Origin of the sequence: Thauera butanivorans (assembly GCF_048398245.1) — a bacterium.
GTDB lineage: Bacteria > Pseudomonadota > Gammaproteobacteria > Burkholderiales > Rhodocyclaceae > Thauera > Thauera butanivorans.
Window position 1 is genome coordinate 3420060 of the sequence record NZ_CP183038.1, and the last position, 22684, is coordinate 3442743.

The following is a 22684-nucleotide window of genomic DNA, read 5'->3' on the forward strand; positions in this document are numbered from 1 at the left end:
GCGCTGCAGACCGCGCGTCAGGCGCTCACCAATCGATTTTTTCCACCTGCCCCAGCGAACGGCCGAGGAAACGCTCGCCGATCGTCTGGAAGCGCAGCGGCACGTCGCTGACGACGAAGCGGTAGCGCGCCGCAGCGCCGGCGCCGCGCGCCAGCCCCGCCTGCTGCAGGCGCCGTGCGGCGAATTCCGCCGTCGTCACCGCCGAATCGATCAGCCTCACGTCCGGCCCCGCAACGTCGCGCAGCAAGGGCTTGAGCAGCGGATAGTGGGTGCAGCCCAGCACCAGGCTGTCGACTTCCTCGGCCAGCACCGGGCGCAGGTACTCCTGCGCCGTCAGGCGCGTCACCGGGTGATCGAGCCAGCCTTCCTCGACCAGTGGCACGAACAGGGGGCAGGCCTGGGAATACACCCGCACCGACGGATCGAGCTCGTGCATGCGCCGGGCATAGGCATTGCTGTTGATCGTGGTCGGCGTGCCGATCACGCCGATGCGCCGCCCGCCTGCGGGCGACACCGCGGCGCGCGCGCCCGCCTCGATCACGTCGAGCACCGGAACGCCGCGCGCCAGGCGGTGGACGAGGTCGGCAGCGACGGCCGCCATCGTGTTGCAGGCGATGATCAGCATCTTCACGTCGCAGCGCAGCAGGTAATCGGTGATCTGCGCGGTGAACTGCTCGATCGTCGCCACCGACTTGACGCCGTAGGGCACGCGCGCGGTATCGCCGAAATAGACGATGTTCTCCAGCGGCAAGCGCTCCATCAGCGCCCGCACGACGGTGAGGCCGCCGACGCCGGAATCGAACACGCCGATCGGGCGTGCAGCATCGGCAGCTTTCATGCCTCGCCGCCCTTCATGCGCAGGGCGCGGTTCAAGCCAGCACCACCGAAGCGAACTTGCGCTTGCCGACCTGCAGCACCACCTTCTCGCCTGCCTGCAGCAGCAGGCCCTTGTCTTCGGCGCGCTCGCCGTTGATGCGGACCGCCCCCTGATCGATCATGCGCATCGCCTCTGACGTGCTTCCGGTCAGCCCGGCCTGCTTCAGCACCTGGAACAGCACGATGCCTTCGGCGCCGGCGGGCACCGTCACCTCCGGGATGTCGTCCGGGATAGCGTTGCGCTGGAAACGCGCCTCGAAGTCGGCCTGCGCTTCCTCGGCGGCCTGCGCGCCATGGAAGCGCGCCACCAGTTCCTGCGCCAGCATCACCTTGACGTCACGCGGGTTGCGGCCGCCCTCGACTTCGCGCTTCAGGCCCTCGATCTCGGCCGTGGAGCGGAAGGACAGCAGATCGTAGTAGCGCCACATCAGGGTATCGGACACCGACATCGTCTTGCCGAAGATCTCCTTCGGCGCCTCCGAAATGCCGATGTAGTTGCCGAGCGACTTCGACATCTTGTTGACGCCGTCCAGGCCTTCGAGCAGCGGCATCATCAGCACGCACTGCGGTTGCTGGCCGTAGTGCTTCTGCAGTTCGCGCCCCATCAGCAGATTGAAGCGCTGATCGGTGCCACCCAGTTCGATGTCCACCTTCATCGCCACCGAATCGTAACCCTGGCACAGCGGGTAGAGGAACTCGTGGATCGCGATCGGCTGGTTGCTGCCGTAGCGCTTGGCGAAATCGTCGCGCTCGAGCATGCGGGCAACGGTCTGCTGCGCCGCCAGGCGGATCATGCCGGCGCTGCCCAGCCCTTCCATCCAGGTGGAATTGAAGCAGATCTCGGTCTTCTCGGGGTCGAGAATCTTGAACACCTGATCCTGGTAGGTTCTCGCGTTCTCCATGATCTGTTCGCGCGACAAGGGTGGCCGGGTGGTGTTCTTGCCGCTCGGATCGCCGATCATGCCGGTGAAATCGCCGATCAGGAACATGATGTGATGCCCCAGTTCCTGGAAATGGCGCATCTTGTTGATCACTACCGTGTGGCCCAGATGCAGGTCGGGCGCCGTCGGGTCAAAGCCCACCTTCACGCGCAGAGGCCGGCCGGTCTTCAGTCGCTCGGCCAGTTCGGCCTCGATCAGCAATGTGTCGCAGCCGCGCTTGATCAGCTCCATGGCGGCCTGAACATCAGTCATTCTCATTTCTCCAAAAATACATTCCCGAATGCAAGGGCAGATTTGCTAGAATTCCAGAAATTTTTTGCCCATCCCGGCCCAGGTAAGCTCATGCAGGCGAGAAAGACCAGAATTCTAGCCGAATTGCCGGCACAACTCCTCACCCGTCCCCGCCCCTGGCTGCTTGCAGGCATCGTCGGCGTCTCCATGATGGGCGTCGTGGCAGCGACTGCGGTCGCACCCGGCAACGACGACGCCGGCATCGTCGTGCGCCCGGTGATCGAGACCCTGCCCACCCCCCGCGTGGCGATCGACACCGAAACCGACCTGCCTTTCGTGCACAGCGAGCGCATCCAGCCCGGTGATTCCTTGCCGTCGCTGTTCCGCCGCCTGAACATCGAGGACAGCGAAGCACTGTCCTTCCTGAGCACCTCTGACGAAGGCAAGCAGGCCGTCCGGCAGTTGCGTGCCGGCCGGTCGGTCATGGCGATGGTGCATGCCGATGGCCGTCTGGCTTCGTTCAGCCTGCCGGTCGGCAATGGCGAACAGCGCCTGGTGGTCGAGCGCAAGGACGATGGCACGCTCCAGCTGCGCGCGGCCGAAGCCGCCGCACAGAGCACGCTCGTCGAGATGCGCTCGGGCACGATCCGCAGCTCCCTGTACGGCGCAACCGATGCCGCAGGCGTACCCGACAGCGTCGCGACCCAGCTCGCCGATATCTTCGGCACCGAGATCGACTTTCATACCGACCTGCGCAAGGACGACCGCTTCAGCGTCGTCTACGAAATGGTCTACCAGGACGGCAACGCCGTCCGTGCCGGCCGCATCCTGGCCGCCGAGTTCATCAACCAGGGCAAGCGTCACGCCGTGGTGATGTACCGCGGCCCGAGCGGCAAGGAACAGTACTACACCGACGACGGCCGCAGCCTGCGGCAAGGCTTCCTGCGTTCGCCGCTGGAGTTCTCGCGCATCAGCTCGGGCTTCGGCCGCCGCCTGCACCCGATCAACCGCAACTGGCGCGAGCACAAGGGCACCGACTTCGCCGCCCCGACCGGCACGCCGATCAAGGCCACCTCCGATGGCGTCGTCGAGCTTGCCGCCTCCCAGCGCGGTTACGGCAACATCGTCATCCTGAAGCACCGCGGCAACATCTCGACCGCCTACGCCCACCTCAGCCGCTTCGCCACCGGCATGCGCAAGGGCAAGGAAGTCAGCCAGGGCGACATCATCGGCTACGTCGGCTCGACCGGCTGGGCGACCGGCCCCCACCTGCACTACGAAGTCCGCATCAACAACGTCGCCCAGAACCCGATGACGGTCGCACTGCCGATGGCGGACTCGCTGAGCCCCAGGGAGCTGGCTGCGTTCAAACGCGACACGGCCGACCTCCGCAACCGCTTTGCGCTGCTCAACTACGAACTGGCCAGAGCAGACTGAAGCACGGTGGGCAGCTGCCCACCGTTCGAGTCGGCTACAAGCCGCCAGCCATCTGTTCTGACACCGATCTCAGCAAAGCAAGACGGGGGCGCCAAGGCGCCCCCGTTCTTTTCCTGCGACCGGAGAATGCTCAGGCCGAGAACGACGAACCGCAGCCACACGTGCTGCTGGCATTCGGGTTGCGGATCACGAACTGCGAACCCTCGAGACCTTCGGTGTAATCGATCTCGGCGCCGACCAGGTACTGGTAGCTCATCGAGTCGATCAGCAGCATCACGCCATTCTTCTCGTAGGTCGTATCGTCCTCATTCACCTCCTCGTCGAAGGTGAAGCCGTACTGGAAGCCCGAGCAGCCGCCGCCGCTGACGAACACGCGCAGCTTCAGTTCGGGATTGCCCTCTTCCTCGATCAGTTCGCGCACCTTGTTGGCCGCGCTGTCGGTGAAGACCAGGATGTCGGGGGTTGCGACTTCTGCGCTCATGATTTCTCCTCTGTAGGGGGATGCGGCGAATGATGGGCCCATCCGCTCTGCACTTGAAAGGTTCGGATCGTGCTCCGTGCCCGAGGTTCCCGTCAAGGACTGACCGGGACGATGTCCAGCCCGGTCTCTTCATCGAAACCGAACATGATGTTGAGGTTCTGCACCGCCTGCCCGGCAGCCCCCTTGACGAGGTTGTCGATGACCGACAGCACGACGATGGTGTCTCCGCCCTGCGGACGATGGACGGCGATGCGGCACAGATTCGACGCGCGCACGGAGCGCGTCTCGGGGTGGCTGCCGGCAGGCATCACGTCGACGAAAGCCTCGCCCGCATAGCGTTTCTCGAACAAGGCCTGCAAGTCGGGCAGTTCGACGCCCTGCTTGATCCGGCCATACAGGGTGGCATGGATGCCGCGGATCATCGGCGTCAGGTGAGGCACGAAAGTCAGGCCCACCGCCCGCCCCGCCGCAAGCGACAGACCCTGGCGGATTTCCGGCAGGTGGCGGTGCCCCGGCACGCCGTAGGCCTTGAAGCTGTCGGCTGCCTCGGGCAACAGCGTATGGACTTCCGCCTTGCGCCCCGCACCGGACACCCCGGACTTGGCATCCGCGATCAGATGGTCGGTGTCGACCAGACCGGCTTCGACCAGGGGCAGGAAGCCGAGCTGGACGGCGGTCGGGTAGCAGCCCGGGTTTGCCAGCACGCGCGCCTTGCGGATCTGCTCCCGGTTCACTTCGGGCAGGCCATACACTGCCTCGGCGACCAGTTCGGGCGCGGCATGCTCCATGCCGTACCACTTCTGCCACTCGGCCACGTCACGAATGCGGAAATCGGCGGCCAGGTCGATCACGCGGACACCGGCGGCGACGAGTTCCGCCGCCTGCTTCATCGCAATGCCGTTGGGCGTGGCGAAGAACACCGCGTCGCACTTCTCGAGCGCGGCATCCTGCGGCGCGACGAACTTCAGATCGACGCGGCGGCGCAGGCTCGGAAACATCTCGGCGACCGGCATGCCGGCTTCGCCGCGCGACGTGATCGCAGTCAATTCCACCTGCGGATGACGCGAAAGCAGGCGCAGCAACTCCACGCCCGTGTAACCGGTACCGCCGACAACACCTACCTTGATCATCTCGATTCCTTTTTGCGAGTCAGGACGTGGCATCGATTATCTCACCCCGGCGGCCAAGGACAATGAAGAAGCGATGAAGCCGAAGCTCCGTATCCGGCACACGAACACCCTGGATATCCTCGACTGCGGCAGGGGAATGCAAAAAGCAAAAAGCCGCCCCTCGGGACGGCTTTCCGCATGCAGCCAGAAGCGATCAGCGCTTCGAGAACTGCTTGGCACGGCGCGCCTTGCGCAGACCGACCTTCTTGCGCTCGACTTCACGGGCATCGCGGGTCACGAAGCCGGCGGCACGCAGTTCGCCCTTCAGCTCGGCGTTGTAGTCGACCAGCGCACGGGTGATGCCGTGACGCACGGCACCCGCCTGGCCGGACTCGCCACCACCGGTGACATTCACCATGATGTCGAACTTGCCTTCGTTGCCGGTCAGCACCAGCGGCTGGCGCACGATCATGCGGCCGGTTTCACGCGAGAAGAACTCGTCGACCGGCTTGCCGTTGACGACGATGCTGCCGGTGCCCGGCTTGATGAACACACGGGCAACCGCGGTCTTGCGGCGGCCGGTTCCGTAGTTGTAAGTCACAGCCATTTATCGGCTCCTGTCAGATCTCGAGAATTTGCGGCTGCTGAGCGGTATGCGGATGCGACGGACCCGCGTAGCACTTCAGCTTCTTCAGCATGGCGTAGCCCAGCGGGCCCTTCGGCAGCATGCCCTTCACCGCCTTCTCGAGCACGCGCTCGGGGAAGCGCTGCTGGAGCTTGGTGAAGTTGGTTTCGTAGATACCGCCCGGGTAGCCCGAGTGACGGTAGTACTTCTTGTCCTGCGCCTTGTTGCCGGTCACGCGCAGCTTTTCGACGTTGACGACGACGATGAAGTCGCCCGTATCAACGTGCGGGGTGTAAATGGCCTTGTGCTTGCCACGCAGACGGCGGGCGACTTCGGCGGCAAGACGGCCAAGCACCTTGTCCGTGCCGTCGACAACGAACCAGTCGCGCTTGACCTCGTGCGGCTTGGCAGAAAACGTCTTCATGTAAAACCTCGATTTTTGTCAGGCCGGACACATTCAGGCCGTCAAACGGAAAGCTCGCAAGCTTAATGGGAGCACTACTCCCGTGTCAATCACTAAACGAAGCACCGATGGCATTCGAGCAGTGCAGGCGAAAAAAAAACGCAGTCCGCGAGGACTGCGTTAAATCCACACCAAAGGAGGAGGGTGGAGGAGACACCATTTGGATCGGCGCGTCGTTGTTGCCGCGTCAGCGATCCGACTGAGGTGCATTATCCAGACTCCACCCTGCTCCCGCAAGCAGAATTTTGTGCATTGCACTATAAATGTTTTGATTTTTTGATAAGACGGGTTTATCAAACATCACTCCATTGATTTTAATCAATTTTTCAAAATTCGAAGACGGCAAATGCTCTCGATGACGACGTACTCGCCCCATCTTCCGAAGCATGATTTGTGCACCGCAAGAATACGGCTCCGTATTGTTCCGCACGACGGCCGCGCTGACGGGCTCGCACGCCCTGAAAGCCCTCACCCGGTTGCTCTCCGGTAGAATCCGCGCCAGCAGCGCCCGGCCCTCCCCGGCGGCTCACCGCTCTCGAACAGGAAAGAAACACATGGAATGCACGATCAGATGGTCCGACGGCATGAGCTTCATCGCCGAAACCGGCTCCGGCCACCTCGTCACGATGGACGGCGCACCGGAGGCAGGCGGCCGCAATCTGGCACCGCGGCCGATGGAACTGATGCTGGCCGGCGCGGGAGGCTGCACGGCCTTCGACGTGGTACTGATCCTCAAGCGCGGCCGCCACGACATACGCGGCTGCAGCGTCCGCCTGGAAGCCGAGCGGGCAGACGCCGACCCCAAGGTGTTCACCCGCATCCGCTTCATCTACACCATCACCGGACGCCAGTTGAAGCGCGAGGCGGTCGAACGCGCCATCCACCTGTCCGCGGAAAAATACTGCTCGGCCTCGATCATGCTCGGCAAGACCGCCGAGATCACACACGAGTGCGAGATCGTCGAAGTCGACTGAGCGTATCAATCAAGCATTCTTTGGATTTGGATAGTCCTGCCGACAGCCCGGCTTTTCCGTAGGAGCGGCTTCAACCGCGCATGCAGCCTTGCAGCCCTGATCGCGGCAGAAGCCGCTCCTACAGGTACGGTGTTTTCTTCAGATGCGGTAGGTCAGCGTCGTCATCACCTTGGAGGCGAGCTTCATCGCCCCCTTCACCGGCGCGGGCAGTTCATGCCCACCCAGCCGGATCGCCATTTCGGCATGCTCGGCCTCATCGATCTTCATCTGCTCGACGACCGCGCGCGATTTCTTGTCGTTTGCCGGCAAGGTATCGAGATGCCCCTTCAGATGATTCTCGACCTGGCGTTCGGTTTCGGCCAGGAAGCCCAGATTCCATCGGTCACCGAAACGGCCCGCCAGCAGGCCGAGGCCCAGCGCCCCGCCGTACCACAGCGGATTGAGCAGGCTCTTGCGGCCGCCGAGCTCGGCAATGCGGCGCTCGGTCCACGCGAGATGCTCGGTTTCCTCCTGGGACGCCTGCCTCAGCGCATCGCGCAGCGACGGATCCCTCGACATCAGCGCCTGCCCCTGGTACAGCGCCTGGGCGCAGATCTCGCCCACATGGTTGATCCGCATCAGCGCCGCGGCATGGCGGCGCTCCGCCTCGCCCAGCTCCGCCTCGGGCAGGCCTTCGCCCGGGACTGCGCGAATGCTGCGCGCCGGCGCGAAGACCGTGCGCAAAGCCTTGTCGAATTCGATGATGGCGGTGTCGATCATTATCGGACTCCGTAGGTTCTGGACGGGTCGAGCGGATTGCGCAACAGGCGCAGCGCATGTTCGAGATCGCGCGGCGCAGCCGGTCCGTCGCAGAAATGCTCGTATGCCAGCGCCGCCCGCGGGCGGTTGTAGGCATTGTCGCTGATCGGCTGCCAGTCGCTCTTCTTCATCGGCGTCCATTCGCCACTCCGGCGCCCGCTGGCGTAGATCCTGCGTTCGCCGGTCGCGCAGCGCAACCCTTCATATGTGATGTTCTCCGCACCGCCGGGCGTGCGCACCACCAGGGTGTAGCGGACCACGCGGTCTTCACCGACGCTGACGCTGCCTTCATCGACGAAAAAGCTGTTCGGCGACGCACTGCTGACGAAGAAGGCCCGCAGGCGGGAATCGTCCACCGGCGGCGGCATCGTCACCTCGGCCTCCTGCCAGTCGGGATCCTCGTCGAACAGCAAACCGCCCAGGGCGCTGCCGGAAACCAGGGTCAGCGCGGCAAGCCCTGCGCCGACGGCACTACGTACACGTGAATTCAATCCCAGCAGCCTCCAGGGAGATGACAAGGCGCCGCCCGCCGATCAGCGCTGCGACGCACCGAGAACCACCGGTACCGGCTGCTCGGGTTCGGGCAGGCGGTAGCTTTCCGGCAGATCGAAGTTGCGCGACCGGAACAGCACGCGCGCCAGTTCGACGAGCGCCATCTGATACACCTGCCGCTTGAACTCGATCACCGCATCCAGCGGCACCCAGTAGTTGCTCCATCGCCAGGCATCGAATTCCGGGTGCGAGCTCGCACGCAGGCAGACGTCGGTATCGCGCCCCACCAAGCGCAACAGAAACCAGATCTGCTTCTGTCCACGATAGGTGTTGCGCCATTCGCGCCGTATCCAGTGCCGCGGCACTTCGTAGCGCAGCCAGCCCCGCGTGCGGCCGAGGATCTTGACGTGCTCCGGACGCAATCCGACTTCCTCGAACAGTTCCCGGTACATCGCCTGCTCCGGCGATTCGCCGTGCTTGATGCCACCTTGCGGAAACTGCCAGGAATGTTCGCGGATGCGCTTGCCCCAGAAAACCTCGTTGCGCGCATTTACCAGAATGATGCCGACGTTCGGGCGAAAGCCTTCACGATCAAGCATGACTAACCTTCAAATTCGGTTGATTGACATCGATTTTTTCACACTTGGGTGCGCTTTGAAAGCGCACCATCGGCGTGCATCGACCCGCCACACCCGATACAAGCCTTTGCAGGCGGCGCCTTGCGCTAGAATCGCGCGTTCGACAACGCCTTTCCAGACAGAAGACTCTCATGCGCGCCAGCCAGTTCCATCTGTTCACCCTCAAGGAAGCTCCCTCCGACGCCGAAGTCGTCAGCCAGAAGCTGATGCTGCGCGCCGGCATGATCCGCAAGGCCGCAGCCGGCATCTACAGCTACATGCCGATGGCGCTGCGCTCGATCCGCAAGGTCGAGGCGATCATCCGCGAGGAAATGAACCGCGCCGGCGCGATGGAGCTGACCATGCCGCTGGTGCAGCCCGCCGAGCTGTGGCAGGAAACCGGCCGCTGGGACAAGATGGGCCCCGAGCTGCTGCGCCTGAAGGACCGCCACGAGCGCGACTTCGCCATGCAGCCGACGTCCGAGGAAGTCGTCACCGACATCGCCCGCCAGGAACTGAAGAGCTACCGTCAGTTGCCGCGCAACTTCTACCAGATCCAGACCAAGTTCCGCGACGAGCGCCGGCCGCGCTTCGGCATCATGCGCGGACGTGAATTCACGATGAAGGACGCCTACTCCTTCGACCGCAGCGAGGAAGCCGCCGGCCGCAGCTACGACGCCATGTTCGCCGCCTACACGCGCATCTTCGACCGCCTCGGCCTCCAGTACCGCGCCGTCGCCGCCGACACCGGCGCCATCGGCGGCGACCGCTCGCACGAATTCCAGGTCATCGCCGACACCGGCGAGGACGCCATCGTCTACTGCCCGGACTCCAGCTACGCCGCCAACATCGAGCTGGCCGAAGCCGTGTCGCTGCTGCCGGGCCGCGCCGAAGCAAAGCAAGCCCTGGAGAAAACTCCGACCCCCGGCAAGGCCACCTGCGAGGACGTCGCCGAGCTACTCGGCGTGCCGCTCGCCACCACGGTCAAGTCGCTGGTGCTGGCCACCGACGACGTCGATGACAAGGGCGCGCCGGCCGGCGTCACCGTCTGGCTGCTGCTGGTGCGCGGCGACCATGCCCTGAACGAGGTCAAGGCCGGCAAGCTGGAAGGCCTGAAGGCCGGCTTCCGCTTCGCCACCGAGGTGGAAATCCTCGAGCACTTCGGCTGCAAGCCGGGCTACCTCGGCCCGATCGGGCAGAAGAAGCCGGTCAGGATCGTCGCCGACCGCACGGTCGCCGACATGGCCGACTTCATCTGCGGCGCCAACGAAGCCGACTATCACTTCACCGGTGTCAACTGGGGTCGCGACCTGCCCGAGCCGGACCTCGTCGCCGACATCCGCGACGTCGTCGAAGGCGACCCCTCGCCCGACGGCAAGGGCGTGCTGGCCATCCAGCGCGGCATCGAGGTCGGCCACGTCTTCTACCTCGGCACCAAGTATTCCAAGGCGATGAACGCCACCTTCCTCGACGAGGACGGCAAGCCCAAGCATTTCGAGATGGGCTGCTACGGCATCGGCGTGACCCGCATCCTGGGTGCTGCGATCGAGCAGAACCACGACGCCCGCGGCATCGTCTGGCCGGTGGCGATCGCACCTTTCGAAGTCGTGATCTGCCCGGTCGGCTGGGGCAAGTCGGAAGCCGTGCGCGACGAAGCGCAGAAGCTCTACGACACCCTGCTGGCGCAGGGCGTGGACGTCATTCTCGACGACCGCGACGAACGCCCCGGCGTGATGTTCGCCGACTGGGAACTGATCGGCGTGCCGCACCGCGTCACCATCGGCGACCGCGGGCTGAAGGAGGGTCTAGTGGAATACCAGGGGCGCCGCGACGCCGAAGCCGGCAAGCTCGCTGCCGGCGACATCGCAGCCCACATCCTGGGCCTGCTCGGCAAGGCCTGAGCCGTGCGCCCCCCGCCAGCCCTGCTCCATGCTGCTGCCGCGCTGCTGTTCGCGCTGGCCGGCAATGCCGCGCAGGCCGGCGCGCAACAGTACGAACCGCTGGCTGCCAGCGTGCGCGCGGCACTGCACGAAGCGGTCAGCGACGCAGTGGCGCCGATGTTGCCGATTCCCGACGCCGGCGAGCGCGCGCAGTGGCTGGCCGAAATGTCGCGCCGGCTGCAGAAGCGGATTCCGGACGCCGCCTACCGCAACGAACTGCTGACCAGCATCCACTACGAAGCCACCCGTGCCGGCCTGGACCCGCAACTGGTGCTCGCCCTGATCCAGGTCGAAAGCAACTTCCGCAAATACGCGATCTCGTCGGCCGGCGCGCGCGGCTACATGCAGGTGATGCCGTTCTGGCTCAAGGTCATGGAGCGCCCGGACGACAACCTGTTCCACCTTCGCACCAACCTGCGCTACGGCTGCACGATCCTGCGCCACTATCTCGACATCGAGAAAGGCGATCTCTTTCGCGCACTCGGCCGCTACAACGGCAGCCTGGGCAAGCCGGGCTACCCGAACCTGGTGCGCACGGCGTGGGAAAAGCAATGGAGCTGGCAGGCCCAACGGCTCGCAGCCAACTCCACCACGCTCACTCCCACGGAGTGAATCGAATCCGCGGGGGGCGGCACGCCCCCCGCTGCGACATCAACCGGCCACTGCCGCAATCGGCTTGCTGTCGTTGCCGCGGCTCTCGACCGCGCGCAACCCTTCCTTGGCTCCCGCCCTGGTGAGCGACTGCACATCACCGGACACTTCGCCGCCTTCCTCGATCAGGATCTTGCCGTAGCGAATCTTGCCGCTGACCCGGCCGGTGGCGTGGATGATCAACTGCTGGCGGGCCGTCAGCTCGCCTTCGAAACGGCCGTGGATCTCGGCGACATCGATGCCGACCGTGCCTTCGTAGGAACCATTCTCGGCAATCCGGATGACGCGGCTGTCCATCGTCGCCTCGACCCGGCCTTCGACGACCAGGGTATCGCAGTCAAGGATCTCGGCGCCCTTCAGTTTGACGTCGGGCCCGACGATCAGGCGGCTGCCGCCCGTCGCAGTCTCCACGGGCGCAGCGGACTCGGACTTCGCCGAATCCGCCTTGGTCACCTCCTGCACCGGGTCGGAGGACGCCGCCGCGCTGGACGGGGAAACGCTGCTTCCCATCGTTGCGGGTCGCGTCGGCGCGGAGCGCTGGCCAACGGATTCGGTCTGCTTCGGAAAAAGATTCGGCTTGTTGAACATGACATCTCCTTGAACTGGCTTCAACCGTCCGACACGGTTGCTGAACCTCCAGCGCATTCGCAAGCCTCATGCCACCCATTTCTTTCCCGAGTGATTTCAAATGCTTGAAAGCCAAGTCACGGCGACATGCCGCGGTCGTACCGTCATGGTGGCGCCGATTTTGTCGCCTCATCCCGACAGCGATTCGGACATATCATTGCAACTCGCTGTTATTCAAAAATTTTTTAGTGTCACATCGGAGCGACAAGCACCGGAAATTACCCGAACCGAGCCGATTTGCCCGCACCAGCGACCTCGTGGCTCGTTAGAATCATGAAGTCCGCACTTTTCCGCAGAGCGCCCTAAAAATGTTGCGTCCGTCATTCAGTTCGACTCTGCTCGCGAGCTTCCTGTCGATCGTCGCCATCCTCGGCGCCGCAGCCGTCAGCGGCTGGCTCGACCTCGAAAGCTTCGCCCGCGACAGCCGCCGCAGCGCAGCCGCCTTGCTCGAGCTCAACAGCGACATGCAGCAACTCGCCGAACGTACCGTCGATTTCGAACGCGGCGCCCGCCAGTATCTGGTGCATGAGGAGATCTCCTTCCTCGAACGCTCCAATGGCGCCCGGGCCGAGGCCCTCGCCGCCCTGGCCCGTATCGAGACCCAACTGGCCGATGCCGCCCCACTCGCCTCCCGATGGCGCGAACAGGCCGCAGCAGCCGACGCCGCAGTGGCGGGCGATACCACCGCCATCCCCCTCGAACTGCGCAGCCGGACTGCGGCCACCGCCCTCGCGGAGCTGGCTCGGCTCAACGATGGCCTGGCCCAGACCGTTCGCACGCACATCATTGACAGCAACGGCAAGTCGCTCGACACCCTCGACCAGCGCCGCGAACAGCTGACCTGGCAGATTCTCGGCGCGCTGGCACTGTCCGTCGTCCTTGCCGCACTGACCGGCTGGTGGCTGCTTCGCCCGCTGCGCCACATCGAGCGGAGCATCTCGGACCTCGGCGAGAATCGCCTCAACCAGGCCATCCGCATCGGCGGCCCGGCCGATCTGCGCCGGGTCGGCAAGCAGCTCGATTGGCTGCGCGTGCGCCTGAGCGAACTGGAAGCAAACCGGAACCGCGTGCTGCGCCACGTCTCCCATGAACTCAAGACACCGCTCGCCTCGCTGCGCGAGGGCGTCTCGCTGCTCGCGGACGGCGTACTCGGCCGGCTCACGCCCGAGCAGCAGGAAGTCACGGCCATCCTCGAGCACAATACGCGCGCCCTGCAGGAACGCATCGAACAGCTGCTGCACTACAACGCCATCCAGTTCGACTCCCGTCGCCTCGACCTGCAGCCGAGCGCCTTGCTGCCGATGGTGCGCGAAGTCGCCAGCGAGCTGCAGTTGCAGGCGCAGGCACGCGGCGTGGCGATCGACATCGTCGGCGATGCCCCGCTCGTGCGCGCCGATCCCGGCAAGCTGCGCATCGCCTTGTCGAACCTGATCGCCAACGCCGTCGGTTTCAGCCCGACCGGCAGCAAGGTGCGGGTCGAGCTATCCGCGCAGGACGAAAAAGTGCTCATCGACTGTATCGACGACGGCCCCGGCATTCGGCCGGAAGAATCCGAACGCATCTTCGAACCCTTCTTCCAGGGCAGCCATCCCGATGAGCGCACCTCCAAAGGCACCGGCATCGGCCTGGCGATCGTGCGGGAATTCATTGCCGCGCATCACGGCAAGGTTTCCGCGCTTCCAGTCGAACGCGGCGCCCATTTCCGAGTCGAACTCCCCCATGCGACCTGAACTCCGTCCGAGCCCGATGCCGCGAGCCACCGCAGCTGCCGCTCCGTCCGGCGCCCCGTCTGCCGCCCTGCTCCTGCTGCTGGGCGCCTTGCTGCTGTCGAGCTGCGCCGCGCTGCCCCGTCTCGACGGCGCCGAAGGCGGAGCTGCACACCATGGCGAAACGCAGGCCAGCACCGCCGAGCAGACCATGCAGGCGGCAATCCGCGCCGCCAGGCCGCGCCAGTCCAACCTGCCGCGCGCCCGAAGCCTGCTGCAGGGGCTGCTGGCCGCCGAAGACGCCGAATCGCGTGCGCTCCATCCATACGCGCGCGCGCTGCTCGAGCAAATCCAGGAGCGCCAGCGCCTCGCCGGGCTCAACGAACGCCTCGGCCAGCAGCTCGAACAAAGCGCCGGAGCGCTCAAGGACAGCGAACAGCGCAACGAAGCGCTGCAGCGCAAGCTCGATGCACTGGCCGAAATCGAGCGCAGCCTTGCGCCGCCCGTGCCGGCCGCGCCGCGCACGCGTTCGCAGTGAGCCGGCGCCCCCCGCCCGTCGAGGCGTCATGCGCACAGCATGTGTTGCTGATCGACGACGACGCCGACCTGCTGCGGCTGCTGTCGATGCGCCTGAAGGCCAGCGGCTATCGTGTCGCCACGGCCGCATCCGCCGTCGAAGCGCGCAGCCGGCTCGGCGCCGAGCGCTTCGACCTGGTGCTCAGCGACGTGCGCCTGCCCGACGGCGACGGCCTCGCCCTGTTCGATGAAATCCGCCAGCAGCACCCGGCCCTGCCCGTCATCCTGATCACCGCCCACGGCACGATTCCGGATGCGGTCGAAGCCACCTCACGCGGCGTCGCCGGCTACCTGACCAAGCCTTTCGACAGCCAGGCGCTGCTGGCACGCATCGCCCAGACCCTGCAGCTCGGCGCTCCCGCCCCTGCCGCCGGCCAGGCCGCGGACGACGGCTGGCGGGCCGACATCATCAGCCACAGCACACGCATGCACGCGCTGCTGGACGAGGCCAGGCTGGTTGCCGCATCGGACGCCAGCGTGCTGATCCGCGGCGATAGCGGCACCGGCAAGGAACTCCTCGCCCACGCCATCCACCGCGCCAGCCCGCGTGCCGCCGCGCCTTTCGTCGCCATCAACTGCGGCGCGATCCCGGAACCCCTGCTCGAATCCGAACTGTTCGGCCACCTCCGCGGCGCCTTCACCGGTGCCACCAGCCACCGCACCGGCCTGGTGCAGGCTGCACATGGCGGCACGCTGTTCCTCGACGAGATCGGCGACATGCCGCCTTCGCTCCAGGTCAAGCTGCTGCGCGTGCTGCAGGAACGCGCAGTGCGCCCGGTCGGTGCCACCCGCGCCGAGCCGGTCGATCTGCGCATCCTGTCCGCAACCCATCGCGACCTCGATGCCGCGCTGGCCACCGGCCAGTTCCGCGAAGACCTCTACTACCGCATCAACGTCGTCAGCCTGGAACTGCCCACGCTCGGCGAACGCCGCGAGGACATCCCGCTGCTGGCCGAGCATTTCCTGCGCCAGGTGGCACGGAAATACGGCAAGGAACTGAGCGGCTTCGCCCCGGACGCGCTCGAGGCGCTGGCCATCGCCAGATGGCCCGGCAACGTGCGCCAGTTGCAGAACGTCATCGAGCAGGTCTGCGCACTGGCGACGACGCCGCTGATTCCGCGCAGCCTGGTCGAACGCGCGCTGCGCGTGCAGCCGATCGAGGCCCTCGGCTATGCCGAAGCCAAGCGCCGCTTCGAGCGAAACTACCTGATACAGCTCCTGAAACTGACTGCGGGTAACGTTTCGGACGCTGCACGGCTGGCCGAACGCAACCGCACCGAGTTCTACCGCCTGCTGCAGCGCCACGGCCTGACGCCCGACCTGTTCCGCGGCGGCAGTCCGGATGCAGAACGCTGAACAGACCAAAGGAGCATGCCATGATCAAGCGCCAGACCATCGCCACCCTCATCACCACCACCGCGCTGGCCTATGCCATCTGCACGCCGGCCCAGGCCACCAGCCTGCTGCCGACCATGGAGATCGACGTGCCGAGCAACTGCAGCGGCGACAAGCACGACGCCGGCGGCACCAAGGACAAGACCGGCAAGCCGGTCCAGAGCTGAACCCGGCTCATCCGGGGCATGGGGGAGCGGGGACGAGCGCTCCACTCTCCCCGCCCGACGATCGGGATCAGGCCGTGCCGCCCACCGTCAGCCCGTCGATGCGCAGCGTCGGCTGGCCGACGCCCACCGGCACGCTCTGGCCGTCCTTGCCGCAGGTGCCGACGCCGGGGTCGAGCCGCATGTCGTTGCCGATCAGCTTCACCTTGGTCAGCGCATCCGGGCCGTTGCCGATCAGCGTCGCCCCCTTGACCGGGCGAGTCACCTTGCCATCCTCGATCAGATAGGCCTCGGCGGTGGAGAACACGAACTTGCCCGAGGTGATGTCGACCTGGCCGCCGCCGAAGTTCACCGCATACAGGCCCTTCTTCACCGACTTGATGATCTCTTCCGGGTCCTTGTCGCCGTTCAGCATGTAGGTGTTGGTCATGCGCGGCAGCGGCAGATGGGCGAAGGACTCGCGCCGGCCGTTGCCGGTCGGCGCCATGCCCATCAGGCGGGCATTCATCATGTCCTGCATGTAGCCGGTGAGGATGCCGTCCTCGATCAGCACCGTGCGCCGGGTCGGATTGCCTTCGTCGTCGATCGACAGCGAGCCGCGGCGGTCCGGCAGCGTGCCGTCATCGACCACGGTGACGCCCCTGGCCGCGACCTGCTGGCCGATGCGGCCGGAAAAGGCCGAACTGCCCTTGCGATTGAAATCGCCTTCCAGGCCGTGGCCGATCGCTTCGTGCAGCAGGATGCCGGGCCAGCCCGGCCCCAGCACCACCGGCATGCTGCCGGCCGGCGCCGGATCGGCACCGAGGTTGACGCGCGCCTGATGCACTGCGGCGTGCGCATACTCGTGCAGGCGCTCGTCGCTGAACCAGCCGTAGTCGTAGCGCCCGCCGCCGCCACCGCTGCCCTGCTCGCGGCGGCCGTCCTCCTCCATGATCACGGTGATCGACACCCGCACCAGCGGCCGCACGTCGGCCGCCAGGTGGCCGTCGCTGCGCGCCACCATCACCACTTCCCAACTGCCGGCGATGTGCGCCATGACCTGGGTGACGCGCGGGTCCTCGGCGCGGGCGAAGCCCTCGAGGCGCTCCAGCAGCCTGACCTTGGCGGTATCGTCGAGCGAATCGAGCGGATCGTCGGCACGGTACAGCGGCGTCTTGAGCTTGTGCGGCACGATGCCCACGCTGCGGCGCTCGCCGGCGGCGGCGATCGCGCGGGTGGCGGTGGCCGCGTCCAGCAGCGCATCGAGCGAGATGTCGTCCGAATAGGCGAAAGCCGTCTTCTCGCCACTGGTGGCGCGCACGCCCACGCCCTGCTCGATGTCGAAGCTGCCCGACTTGACGATGCCTTCTTCCAGGCTCCAGGCCTCGGAGCGCTGATACTGGAAATACAGGTCGGCGAAGTCGATGTCGTGGCGCATCAGCTTGCGGAAGGTCTTCTCCAACTCCGCCTCGCCCAGGCCATGGGGCGACAACAGGTAGCGGTCGGCGATTTTCAGCGGGTTCTGGCTCTTGCTCATGCTGGGTCCTTGGATGCATTGCCGGGTTGGACCGGCCGGGCGCACAAACGATCGCGCCCGATTCGGGTTCGGAGTGTTCGGCGGGCGTTCAGCCCAGGCAGCGGTGGCGCAGCGCCGGCAGACTTTCGCGCACGCTCGCGATACGCTCGGCATCGACCTCCGCCAGCACCACGCCGGGGCCTTCGCCGCGGCAGGCGAGCACGTCGCCCCAGGGGTCGACGATCATGCTGTGGCCCCAGGTCACGCGCCCGCTCGGATGGCGCCCGCCCTGGGCCGGCGCCATCACGTAGCACTGGTTCTCGATCGCACGGGCACGCAGCAGCACTTCCCAGTGCGCGCGGCCGGTGGTGCAGGTGAAGGCGGCCGGCAGCACGATCAGGTCGGCCTCGCCCATGGCGCGAAAGAGTTCCGGAAAACGCAGGTCGTAGCACACCGACAACCCCACGCGCCCGACGGGAGAATCGAAGCTGCACACGGTGGCACCCGGCTCGATCGTCGCCGCTTCGTCGTAGCGCTCGCCGCCGCGCCGGAAGCCGAACAGGTGGATCTTGTCGTAGCGCGCCACGCGCCGGCCGCTGCCGTCATACACCAGCGTGCTGTTGCGCACCTTGTCGTCGGCCTCGGCCACCAGCGGCACCGTGCCGCCCACCAGCCAGACGCCGTGCCGGCTCGCCAGTCCGGCGAGGAAGTCCTGCAGGGGCCCGCTGCCATCGGCCTCGCGGATGCCGACCTTGGCCTGCTCATCGGCGCTGATCAGCGGGAAATACTCCGGCAGCGCCACCAGGCGTGCGCCGGCGGCGGCAGCCTCGGCCACCAGGCCGGCGGCGGTTTCGAGGTTCGCGGCCACGTCGGGGCCGGACACCATCTGGATGGCAGCGATGCACGTGCCACCGGAAGCGGATACGGGTACGGAAGAAGCAGACGGTTTGTTCATGCAGTGCCTGGCAATCTCGGGTGGGGTCAAGGCTGGAAAGGGCGGCAGATCGCGGACGGGCCGTCCGGCATTTCATTCGGCCGGCGCCGGCTGCGCGGCGCCGAGGCGCCGGACGGCGGGATCGGCCCAGGTGCCGGTGATTTCATATTCATAGGCAAAGAGTCTTTCGATCGGGTCGCTGAGCGCCTTCTGCGCCAGATAGGTCACCACGCCCGCAACCGGGTTCAGCAGACCCGCGGCGGCGCCGATCGCAACCGATTCCGACAGCGTGGGCTGCACCGCCACGCGCAGGTCCTGGGTCTCGGCCTCGACATCGGCCGAACCCCGCATGCGCACGCGTGCCGCCGGTCCGCGAATCTCGAGATCGTCGGTGCGCATCACGCCATCGGCCACGTCGATGCTACCGGAAATGCCATCGAAGGCGAATCCTGCCGAGAACACGTCGCGGAAATCGAGCGTGATCCGGCGCGGCAAGGCCTGCAGGCTGAGAATGCCCAGCAGGCGGCCGACACCGGGTTCGAGCTTGTTGAACTGGCCCGCCTCCGCCGCCAGCTCCATGCGGCCGGCCAGCGTCGGATAGTGGATGCGGGTCGGCGCGCCCTGCCAGCGCAGTTGTCCGCCCAGCGTGGCCTTGCCGCCCCGCACCACGTCGTCGTAGCCGAGCCGCTGCGAGAAGCGGCCGATGTCCTCCACCTGCAGTTCGAAGTCGAGGCGGGTGGACGGCTGGCCCGTGGTACGCCATTCGCCACTGCCGTCCAGTTGCCCGTCCGCATTGCGCAGCCCGAGACGCTCGAGCTGCCATACCCCGGCGCGGTTGCGCGCGGACACTTCGAGCCGGCCGAGATCCCTGCCGCCCAGCATGAACTGCTCGGCGACCACGTCGAGCGCCGGCAGCCGGCGCGGCGGCGTCCCGGTCTCCACATCCGCGGCAGTCGCCTCGCTGGCGCCGCCGTCCTCCGTTTCCCGCGCCTGGCCGATGCTCAGCCGCTCGAAGCGTGCGCGCAGGGCGCCGGGGCCGCTGTCGCGCCAGTCGAACTCGCCCACGGCGCGGTCGCTGTCGATGCGGGCCTTCCAGCCCCCCGCATCGCTGACGCTGTGCAGGGCAAAGCCGCTCAGCGTCTGGCCGAAAATCTGCAGGCGGCCGATCTGCAGCGACAGGTCGGCCAGCGACAGGGGCAGTTCCCCCGTTCCATCGCCGCCGCCGGCTTCGCCATCGAAAACCCTGCGCCAGGCGTCGGCATCGAGCACGTCGAAACGCCCCTCCACCCGCAAGCCACGCTCGGCCAGCCGCGGGACGGCGGTCCGTGCGGCATTCAGCGCCAGGCCACCGCGCATCGGCCCGTCGGCCGGCCAGAGCAGTTCGGCCCGCAGCGGCATGCCGCTTTCTTCCGCCAGTTCCAGCTTCAAGCGCCGGGGCGCGGCTCCGCCCGGCGCATCGAAGCGGACATTCAGGGGCCAGCTTTCGCCCGCGTTCTTGTTCAGGGGCGCAGGCAGGCTCGACGCCAGCCCGGTCAGGTCCGACTCCACGCCCACATGCAGGCCGCCAGTGCCGACACCGACCTGCGCCTTCCATGCCGTGCTGCCCGACAGATGCGCCAGCGGCAGCTTCCCGGCCGCCGCCAGCGCCGCGGCGCTCGCCACGCCGCTGGCATCGAAGCGGACGGTGCCATCGTCCAGCGTGCGCGCCGTGATGCGGGCGGGCGCGCCGAGGAACTGCGCCCGCCCTTCGGGCATCGCCAGGCTGTCCTCGGTGAAGCGCAGCCGGCCCGCCGCGCCTTCGAGCACCGGCAGTCCTTCGACCAGCCACAGCCGGTTGGCGCCGAAGCGGTACTCGCCGGCGACCCTGCTCTCATCGACCTTCTCCAGCGGCATCTCCAGGCGCAGGTCGAGCGTCCCCCTTCCCTCGGCGCGCATGCCGTCGGTGAAGCCGCCGATGCGGGCCGACACCGGGCTCTGCGAGACGAAACGCAGGAACTCGGCAGTCGGTCCGGCGGCCTTGCCGGTGATGGTCATCAGATCGGAGAGCGCCGTGTCCAGCTCGGGCATGTCGACGACGACTTCGCTCAGCGCCACGCCGAAGATGCGGCCACGCGGTGCCTCGATACGCATTCCCGGCCCGATGAAACGCACTTCGCCGAAGATGCCTTCGATCGGCGGCCAGCCATCGGCGTAGTCGAGCACGCCATCGACCACCCGGATCGCAACGCGAAACTCGCCATTGCCGTCGCGGAACGGGAAATCGTCGAGCGCGCCGCGCAGCCGCAAGCTGGCTTCCGGCACGTCGGCGCGGCGGATCGCATCACGCACCCAGTCATGCGTCTCCTTCCCCACCACGCGCGGCAGATAGCGCCACACCGCACGGCCCTCGGCGCGCGTCAGCCGGGCCTGCAGGTCGATCTCCCCCGCGCTGCCGGCCTGCGGCCGGTAGACGCCAGAAGCATTGCCGGCCGCATCCGCGTTGTCGAACTGGGCGCTATCGAGGGTGATCTCGAGCCGCCCGCCACGCCGCTGCCAGCCGCCCTCGGCACGCAGCAGATCGAACCGCAGGCGCCCGGACTCGAACACCTCCGGCAGGTCGAGGTGGGCGTCGCGGCTGTCGAGCCGGTAGCGACCGCCCTGCTCGTCGCCGTCGAACATGCCGCTCAGGCCGCCGAGGCCCGGCATGCCCTCTCCCGCCAGCAGTCCCAGCCCGGCAAAGCGTGCCGCCGCGGCCCAGGCCCGCGGCGCGGCCGGTGCCCCGTCCCAGCGCCAGCTCAAGGCCTCCAGCCGGCCCTGCGGCGCGAACGCGGCGAGCCGGCCCCGCACGGCCTCATCGAGCGGCAGGAACGCGGCCAGGCGGGCCAGGGTATCGAAATCGAGCCGGTTGGCCGCCAGCCGCCCGCCCTGCTCGCCGGACGCCTCGCCCCTGAACTGCAGTTCGAGATCGGTCGGCGGCAGCGCCAGCCCATCGGCGGTACGCAGCGCCAGGCCCTGTGTGCTCAGGCGGTACTCGTCGGCCACGCGCTCGACGCTCAGGCGCCCGTCCAGGCGTTCCAGCAGCAGCTCGGGCAAGCCGCTGCCGAGTTGCGTGCGCACCCCGTCCAGCGCCAGATCCGCCGTCACTGCCCAGCCGCGCCCGGCCGCCTGGCCGAGACCCAGGCCGCTCGGCAATGCGAAGCGCCCCTCCTGCCGCGACTCCAGCCACGCGCGCACGCCGCCGTTGCCCTGCAGCGGCAGCGGATAATCCAGCCACGGCTGCCAGCCCCCCAGGTCGGCGCGGTCGAGCGAAACGTAGAGCCGCCCGGCCGAGGCCAGCGAAAGCGGCGCATCGGCATCGAGGCGCTGCAGTTCGCCGCGCACGTCCAGCGTCGACGCCAGCGCCTGCGGCGGCTGGGCACGCAGCGCGAAACGGCGCTGGCCGAAGCGCTGGTCGAGGCGCAGCTCGACGTTTTCCAGCACCAGTTCCGGCGCCGCCCGCAGGCGATCATCCCAGCGCAGCACGGCATCGTGGATCACGATCTGGCGCTGCGCCAGCAGCCAGTCCAGCCCGCCGCCATCGCCGCCGCCGTCCGCCACCGGCAGGCCGGCGACGAACACCCGCCCATCCGCATCGCGCCGCAGCCTCAGCTCCGGCGCCGTGATCTCCAGCCGGTGGAAATGCGCCTGTCCGCGCAGCAGGGAGGTCCACGCGAGCGTGGCGTCGACCCGGGGCAGATGCAGGGCCGGCCGGCCCTCGGCATCCGACAGGGTGACACGCTGCAGCACCAGGCGCGGACGCCAGCCGGCCCAGTCGCCGTCGATCGCCTCGATCGCCACCGGCAGGCCGAGCGAACGCCCGGCGATGCCGGCGATCTCGCCGTGGAACTCGCCGACCGCGGGCAGCACCACATGCCTCAGCAACAGCATCGCGCTGGCGACGACGATCCAGCCCAATACCAGCACCTTGCCGATCCGGCCCAGCACCGCGCGCGAACGCCGGGCGCGCCGCGCCGCAGGCGACTCCGGCGCGGGCGATTCGGGAAGGGGTTCGGAAAGCGGATTCATGCAGCATCGCAACGGCTTGCCGAGCCGAAATTCGGGAAGAACGGACGGCCGCAGCACGCAGGATCACGCGCAGCCCCGCTCCCGGGCACCCGCCGGCACGCACGGAGA

Annotated in this window: 21 protein-coding genes; 8 read left to right on the forward strand and 13 right to left on the reverse strand. The window is 67.1% G+C overall.

What is annotated here, in order from left to right; genetic code table 11:
• Positions 1–25: 25 nt before the first annotated feature.
• Both murI and tyrS read right to left on the reverse strand, forming a co-directional pair.
• Positions 26–838 (reverse strand): glutamate racemase, encoded by an 813-nt coding sequence (gene murI, locus ACNQFN_RS16600; protein ID WP_068636134.1) that lies wholly within the window; start codon positions 836–838, stop codon positions 26–28.
• A gap of 31 nt (positions 839–869) precedes the next feature.
• Positions 870–2069: a tyrosine--tRNA ligase gene (tyrS, locus tag ACNQFN_RS16605; protein WP_068636133.1), complete on the reverse strand. Its 1200-nt coding sequence runs from the start codon at positions 2067–2069 to the stop codon at positions 870–872.
• Between the two features lie 123 nt (positions 2070–2192).
• On the opposite strand from tyrS, the gene ACNQFN_RS16610 reads away from it, so the two are divergent.
• A complete protein-coding gene (locus ACNQFN_RS16610; RefSeq protein WP_369404199.1) occupies positions 2193–3485 on the forward strand; it encodes a M23 family metallopeptidase in 1293 nt (430 codons plus the stop codon).
• Between the two features lie 130 nt (positions 3486–3615).
• Here ACNQFN_RS16610 and erpA read toward each other — a convergent pair whose 3' ends face one another.
• From erpA to rplM, 4 genes are all read right to left on the reverse strand, one after another.
• Positions 3616–3966, reverse strand: coding sequence for an iron-sulfur cluster insertion protein ErpA (gene erpA, locus ACNQFN_RS16615; RefSeq protein ID WP_068636131.1), 351 nt, complete (start codon positions 3964–3966; stop codon positions 3616–3618).
• Positions 3967–4058: 92 nt separating this feature from the next.
• Positions 4059–5096 (reverse strand): N-acetyl-gamma-glutamyl-phosphate reductase, encoded by a 1038-nt coding sequence (gene argC / locus ACNQFN_RS16620; RefSeq protein WP_068636130.1) that lies wholly within the window; start codon positions 5094–5096, stop codon positions 4059–4061.
• Between the two features lie 193 nt (positions 5097–5289).
• The gene (gene rpsI / locus ACNQFN_RS16625; RefSeq protein ID WP_068636129.1) at positions 5290–5682 is read right to left on the reverse strand and encodes a 30S ribosomal protein S9; all 393 of its coding nucleotides are present in this window, start codon (positions 5680–5682) and stop codon (positions 5290–5292) included.
• A gap of 13 nt (positions 5683–5695) precedes the next feature.
• The gene (gene rplM, locus ACNQFN_RS16630) at positions 5696–6124 is read right to left on the reverse strand and encodes a 50S ribosomal protein L13 (RefSeq protein WP_068636128.1); all 429 of its coding nucleotides are present in this window, start codon (positions 6122–6124) and stop codon (positions 5696–5698) included.
• 593 nt (positions 6125–6717) lie between these two features.
• Between rplM and ACNQFN_RS16635 the strand changes: the two genes are divergently transcribed.
• Positions 6718–7137 (forward strand): OsmC family protein, encoded by a 420-nt coding sequence (locus ACNQFN_RS16635; protein WP_068636127.1) that lies wholly within the window; start codon positions 6718–6720, stop codon positions 7135–7137.
• A gap of 138 nt (positions 7138–7275) precedes the next feature.
• Here ACNQFN_RS16635 and coq7 read toward each other — a convergent pair whose 3' ends face one another.
• The 3 genes from coq7 to ACNQFN_RS16650 are packed head-to-tail and all read right to left on the reverse strand — an operon-like array spanning position 7276 to position 9026.
• Positions 7276–7896: a 2-polyprenyl-3-methyl-6-methoxy-1,4-benzoquinone monooxygenase gene (coq7, locus tag ACNQFN_RS16640; protein ID WP_068636126.1), complete on the reverse strand. Its 621-nt coding sequence runs from the start codon at positions 7894–7896 to the stop codon at positions 7276–7278.
• Complete coding sequence (locus ACNQFN_RS16645; protein ID WP_068636125.1) at positions 7896–8426, reverse strand: CNP1-like family protein; 531 nt, start codon at positions 8424–8426, stop codon at positions 7896–7898. Before ACNQFN_RS16645 ends, coq7 begins: the two co-directional genes overlap by 1 nt.
• 42 nt (positions 8427–8468) lie before the next feature.
• Entirely contained in the window at positions 8469–9026 is a 558-nt protein-coding gene (locus tag ACNQFN_RS16650) for an RNA pyrophosphohydrolase (protein WP_068636124.1), read from the reverse strand.
• 170 nt (positions 9027–9196) lie between these two features.
• On the opposite strand from ACNQFN_RS16650, the gene ACNQFN_RS16655 reads away from it, so the two are divergent.
• Both ACNQFN_RS16655 and ACNQFN_RS16660 read left to right on the forward strand, forming a co-directional pair.
• Positions 9197–10945: a proline--tRNA ligase gene (locus tag ACNQFN_RS16655; protein WP_068636123.1), complete on the forward strand. Its 1749-nt coding sequence runs from the start codon at positions 9197–9199 to the stop codon at positions 10943–10945.
• 3 nt (positions 10946–10948) lie between these two features.
• On the forward strand, positions 10949–11596 hold the full coding sequence (locus ACNQFN_RS16660) for a lytic transglycosylase domain-containing protein (RefSeq protein WP_418647022.1): 648 nt from the start codon (positions 10949–10951) through the stop codon (positions 11594–11596).
• A 39-nt stretch (positions 11597–11635) separates the two neighbouring features.
• Here the strand turns inward: ACNQFN_RS16660 and ACNQFN_RS16665 are convergent, their stop codons facing one another.
• Positions 11636–12223, reverse strand: coding sequence for a bactofilin family protein (locus ACNQFN_RS16665; RefSeq protein WP_068636121.1), 588 nt, complete (start codon positions 12221–12223; stop codon positions 11636–11638).
• 347 nt (positions 12224–12570) lie between these two features.
• Between ACNQFN_RS16665 and ACNQFN_RS16670 the strand changes: the two genes are divergently transcribed.
• Genes ACNQFN_RS16670 through ACNQFN_RS16685 form a run of 4 tightly spaced genes read left to right on the forward strand, consistent with a single transcriptional unit; the run spans position 12571 to position 16106 of the window.
• Positions 12571–13992, forward strand: a complete 1422-nt coding sequence (locus tag ACNQFN_RS16670) for a sensor histidine kinase (protein WP_068636120.1) — start codon at positions 12571–12573, stop codon at positions 13990–13992.
• Complete coding sequence (locus ACNQFN_RS16675; protein WP_245650874.1) at positions 13982–14506, forward strand: hypothetical protein; 525 nt, start codon at positions 13982–13984, stop codon at positions 14504–14506. Before ACNQFN_RS16670 ends, ACNQFN_RS16675 begins: the two co-directional genes overlap by 11 nt.
• Positions 14503–15900 carry a sigma 54-interacting transcriptional regulator gene (locus tag ACNQFN_RS16680; protein ID WP_418647023.1) on the forward strand — a complete coding sequence of 466 codons (1398 nt, stop codon included), beginning with the start codon at positions 14503–14505 and terminating at the stop codon, positions 15898–15900. The genes ACNQFN_RS16675 and ACNQFN_RS16680 overlap by 4 nt, the downstream gene beginning before the upstream one ends.
• Positions 15901–15920: 20 nt before the next feature.
• The gene (locus ACNQFN_RS16685; RefSeq protein WP_083953518.1) at positions 15921–16106 is read left to right on the forward strand and encodes a hypothetical protein; all 186 of its coding nucleotides are present in this window, start codon (positions 15921–15923) and stop codon (positions 16104–16106) included.
• A 67-nt stretch (positions 16107–16173) separates the two neighbouring features.
• On the opposite strand, the gene tldD is transcribed toward ACNQFN_RS16685, so the two are convergent.
• The 3 genes from tldD to ACNQFN_RS16700 form a co-directional block, all read right to left on the reverse strand.
• The gene (tldD, locus tag ACNQFN_RS16690) at positions 16174–17619 is read right to left on the reverse strand and encodes a metalloprotease TldD (protein WP_068636117.1); all 1446 of its coding nucleotides are present in this window, start codon (positions 17617–17619) and stop codon (positions 16174–16176) included.
• An 88-nt stretch (positions 17620–17707) separates the two neighbouring features.
• Positions 17708–18553 carry a carbon-nitrogen hydrolase family protein gene (locus tag ACNQFN_RS16695; RefSeq protein WP_418647024.1) on the reverse strand — a complete coding sequence of 282 codons (846 nt, stop codon included), beginning with the start codon at positions 18551–18553 and terminating at the stop codon, positions 17708–17710.
• Between the two features lie 72 nt (positions 18554–18625).
• Entirely contained in the window at positions 18626–22576 is a 3951-nt protein-coding gene (locus ACNQFN_RS16700; RefSeq protein ID WP_418647025.1) for a YhdP family protein, read from the reverse strand.
• Between the last annotated feature and the right edge of the window lie 108 nt (positions 22577–22684).

Excerpts from the sequence above, each read along its gene's own strand:
- erpA (WP_068636131.1), bottom strand. The coding sequence starts at position 3,966 with ATGAGCGCAGAAGTCGCAACCCCCGACATCCTGGTCTTCACCGACAGC.
- murI (WP_068636134.1), bottom strand. The coding sequence starts at position 838 with ATGAAAGCTGCCGATGCTGCACGCCCGATCGGCGTGTTCGATTCCGGC.
- ACNQFN_RS16635 (WP_068636127.1), top strand. The coding sequence starts at position 6,718 with ATGGAATGCACGATCAGATGGTCCGACGGCATGAGCTTCATCGCCGAA.
- argC (WP_068636130.1), bottom strand. The coding sequence starts at position 5,096 with ATGATCAAGGTAGGTGTTGTCGGCGGTACCGGTTACACGGGCGTGGAG.
- ACNQFN_RS16655 (WP_068636123.1), top strand. The coding sequence starts at position 9,197 with ATGCGCGCCAGCCAGTTCCATCTGTTCACCCTCAAGGAAGCTCCCTCC.
- tyrS (WP_068636133.1), bottom strand. The coding sequence starts at position 2,069 with ATGACTGATGTTCAGGCCGCCATGGAGCTGATCAAGCGCGGCTGCGAC.
- ACNQFN_RS16670 (WP_068636120.1), top strand. The coding sequence starts at position 12,571 with ATGTTGCGTCCGTCATTCAGTTCGACTCTGCTCGCGAGCTTCCTGTCG.
- rpsI (WP_068636129.1), bottom strand. The coding sequence starts at position 5,682 with ATGGCTGTGACTTACAACTACGGAACCGGCCGCCGCAAGACCGCGGTT.
- coq7 (WP_068636126.1), bottom strand. The coding sequence starts at position 7,896 with ATGATCGACACCGCCATCATCGAATTCGACAAGGCTTTGCGCACGGTC.
- ACNQFN_RS16695 (WP_418647024.1), bottom strand. The coding sequence starts at position 18,553 with ATGAACAAACCGTCTGCTTCTTCCGTACCCGTATCCGCTTCCGGTGGC.
- ACNQFN_RS16675 (WP_245650874.1), top strand. The coding sequence starts at position 13,982 with ATGCGACCTGAACTCCGTCCGAGCCCGATGCCGCGAGCCACCGCAGCT.
- ACNQFN_RS16685 (WP_083953518.1), top strand. The coding sequence starts at position 15,921 with ATGATCAAGCGCCAGACCATCGCCACCCTCATCACCACCACCGCGCTG.
- rplM (WP_068636128.1), bottom strand. The coding sequence starts at position 6,124 with ATGAAGACGTTTTCTGCCAAGCCGCACGAGGTCAAGCGCGACTGGTTC.
- ACNQFN_RS16700 (WP_418647025.1), bottom strand. The coding sequence starts at position 22,576 with ATGAATCCGCTTTCCGAACCCCTTCCCGAATCGCCCGCGCCGGAGTCG.
- ACNQFN_RS16650 (WP_068636124.1), bottom strand. The coding sequence starts at position 9,026 with ATGCTTGATCGTGAAGGCTTTCGCCCGAACGTCGGCATCATTCTGGTA.
- ACNQFN_RS16665 (WP_068636121.1), bottom strand. The coding sequence starts at position 12,223 with ATGTTCAACAAGCCGAATCTTTTTCCGAAGCAGACCGAATCCGTTGGC.
- tldD (WP_068636117.1), bottom strand. The coding sequence starts at position 17,619 with ATGAGCAAGAGCCAGAACCCGCTGAAAATCGCCGACCGCTACCTGTTG.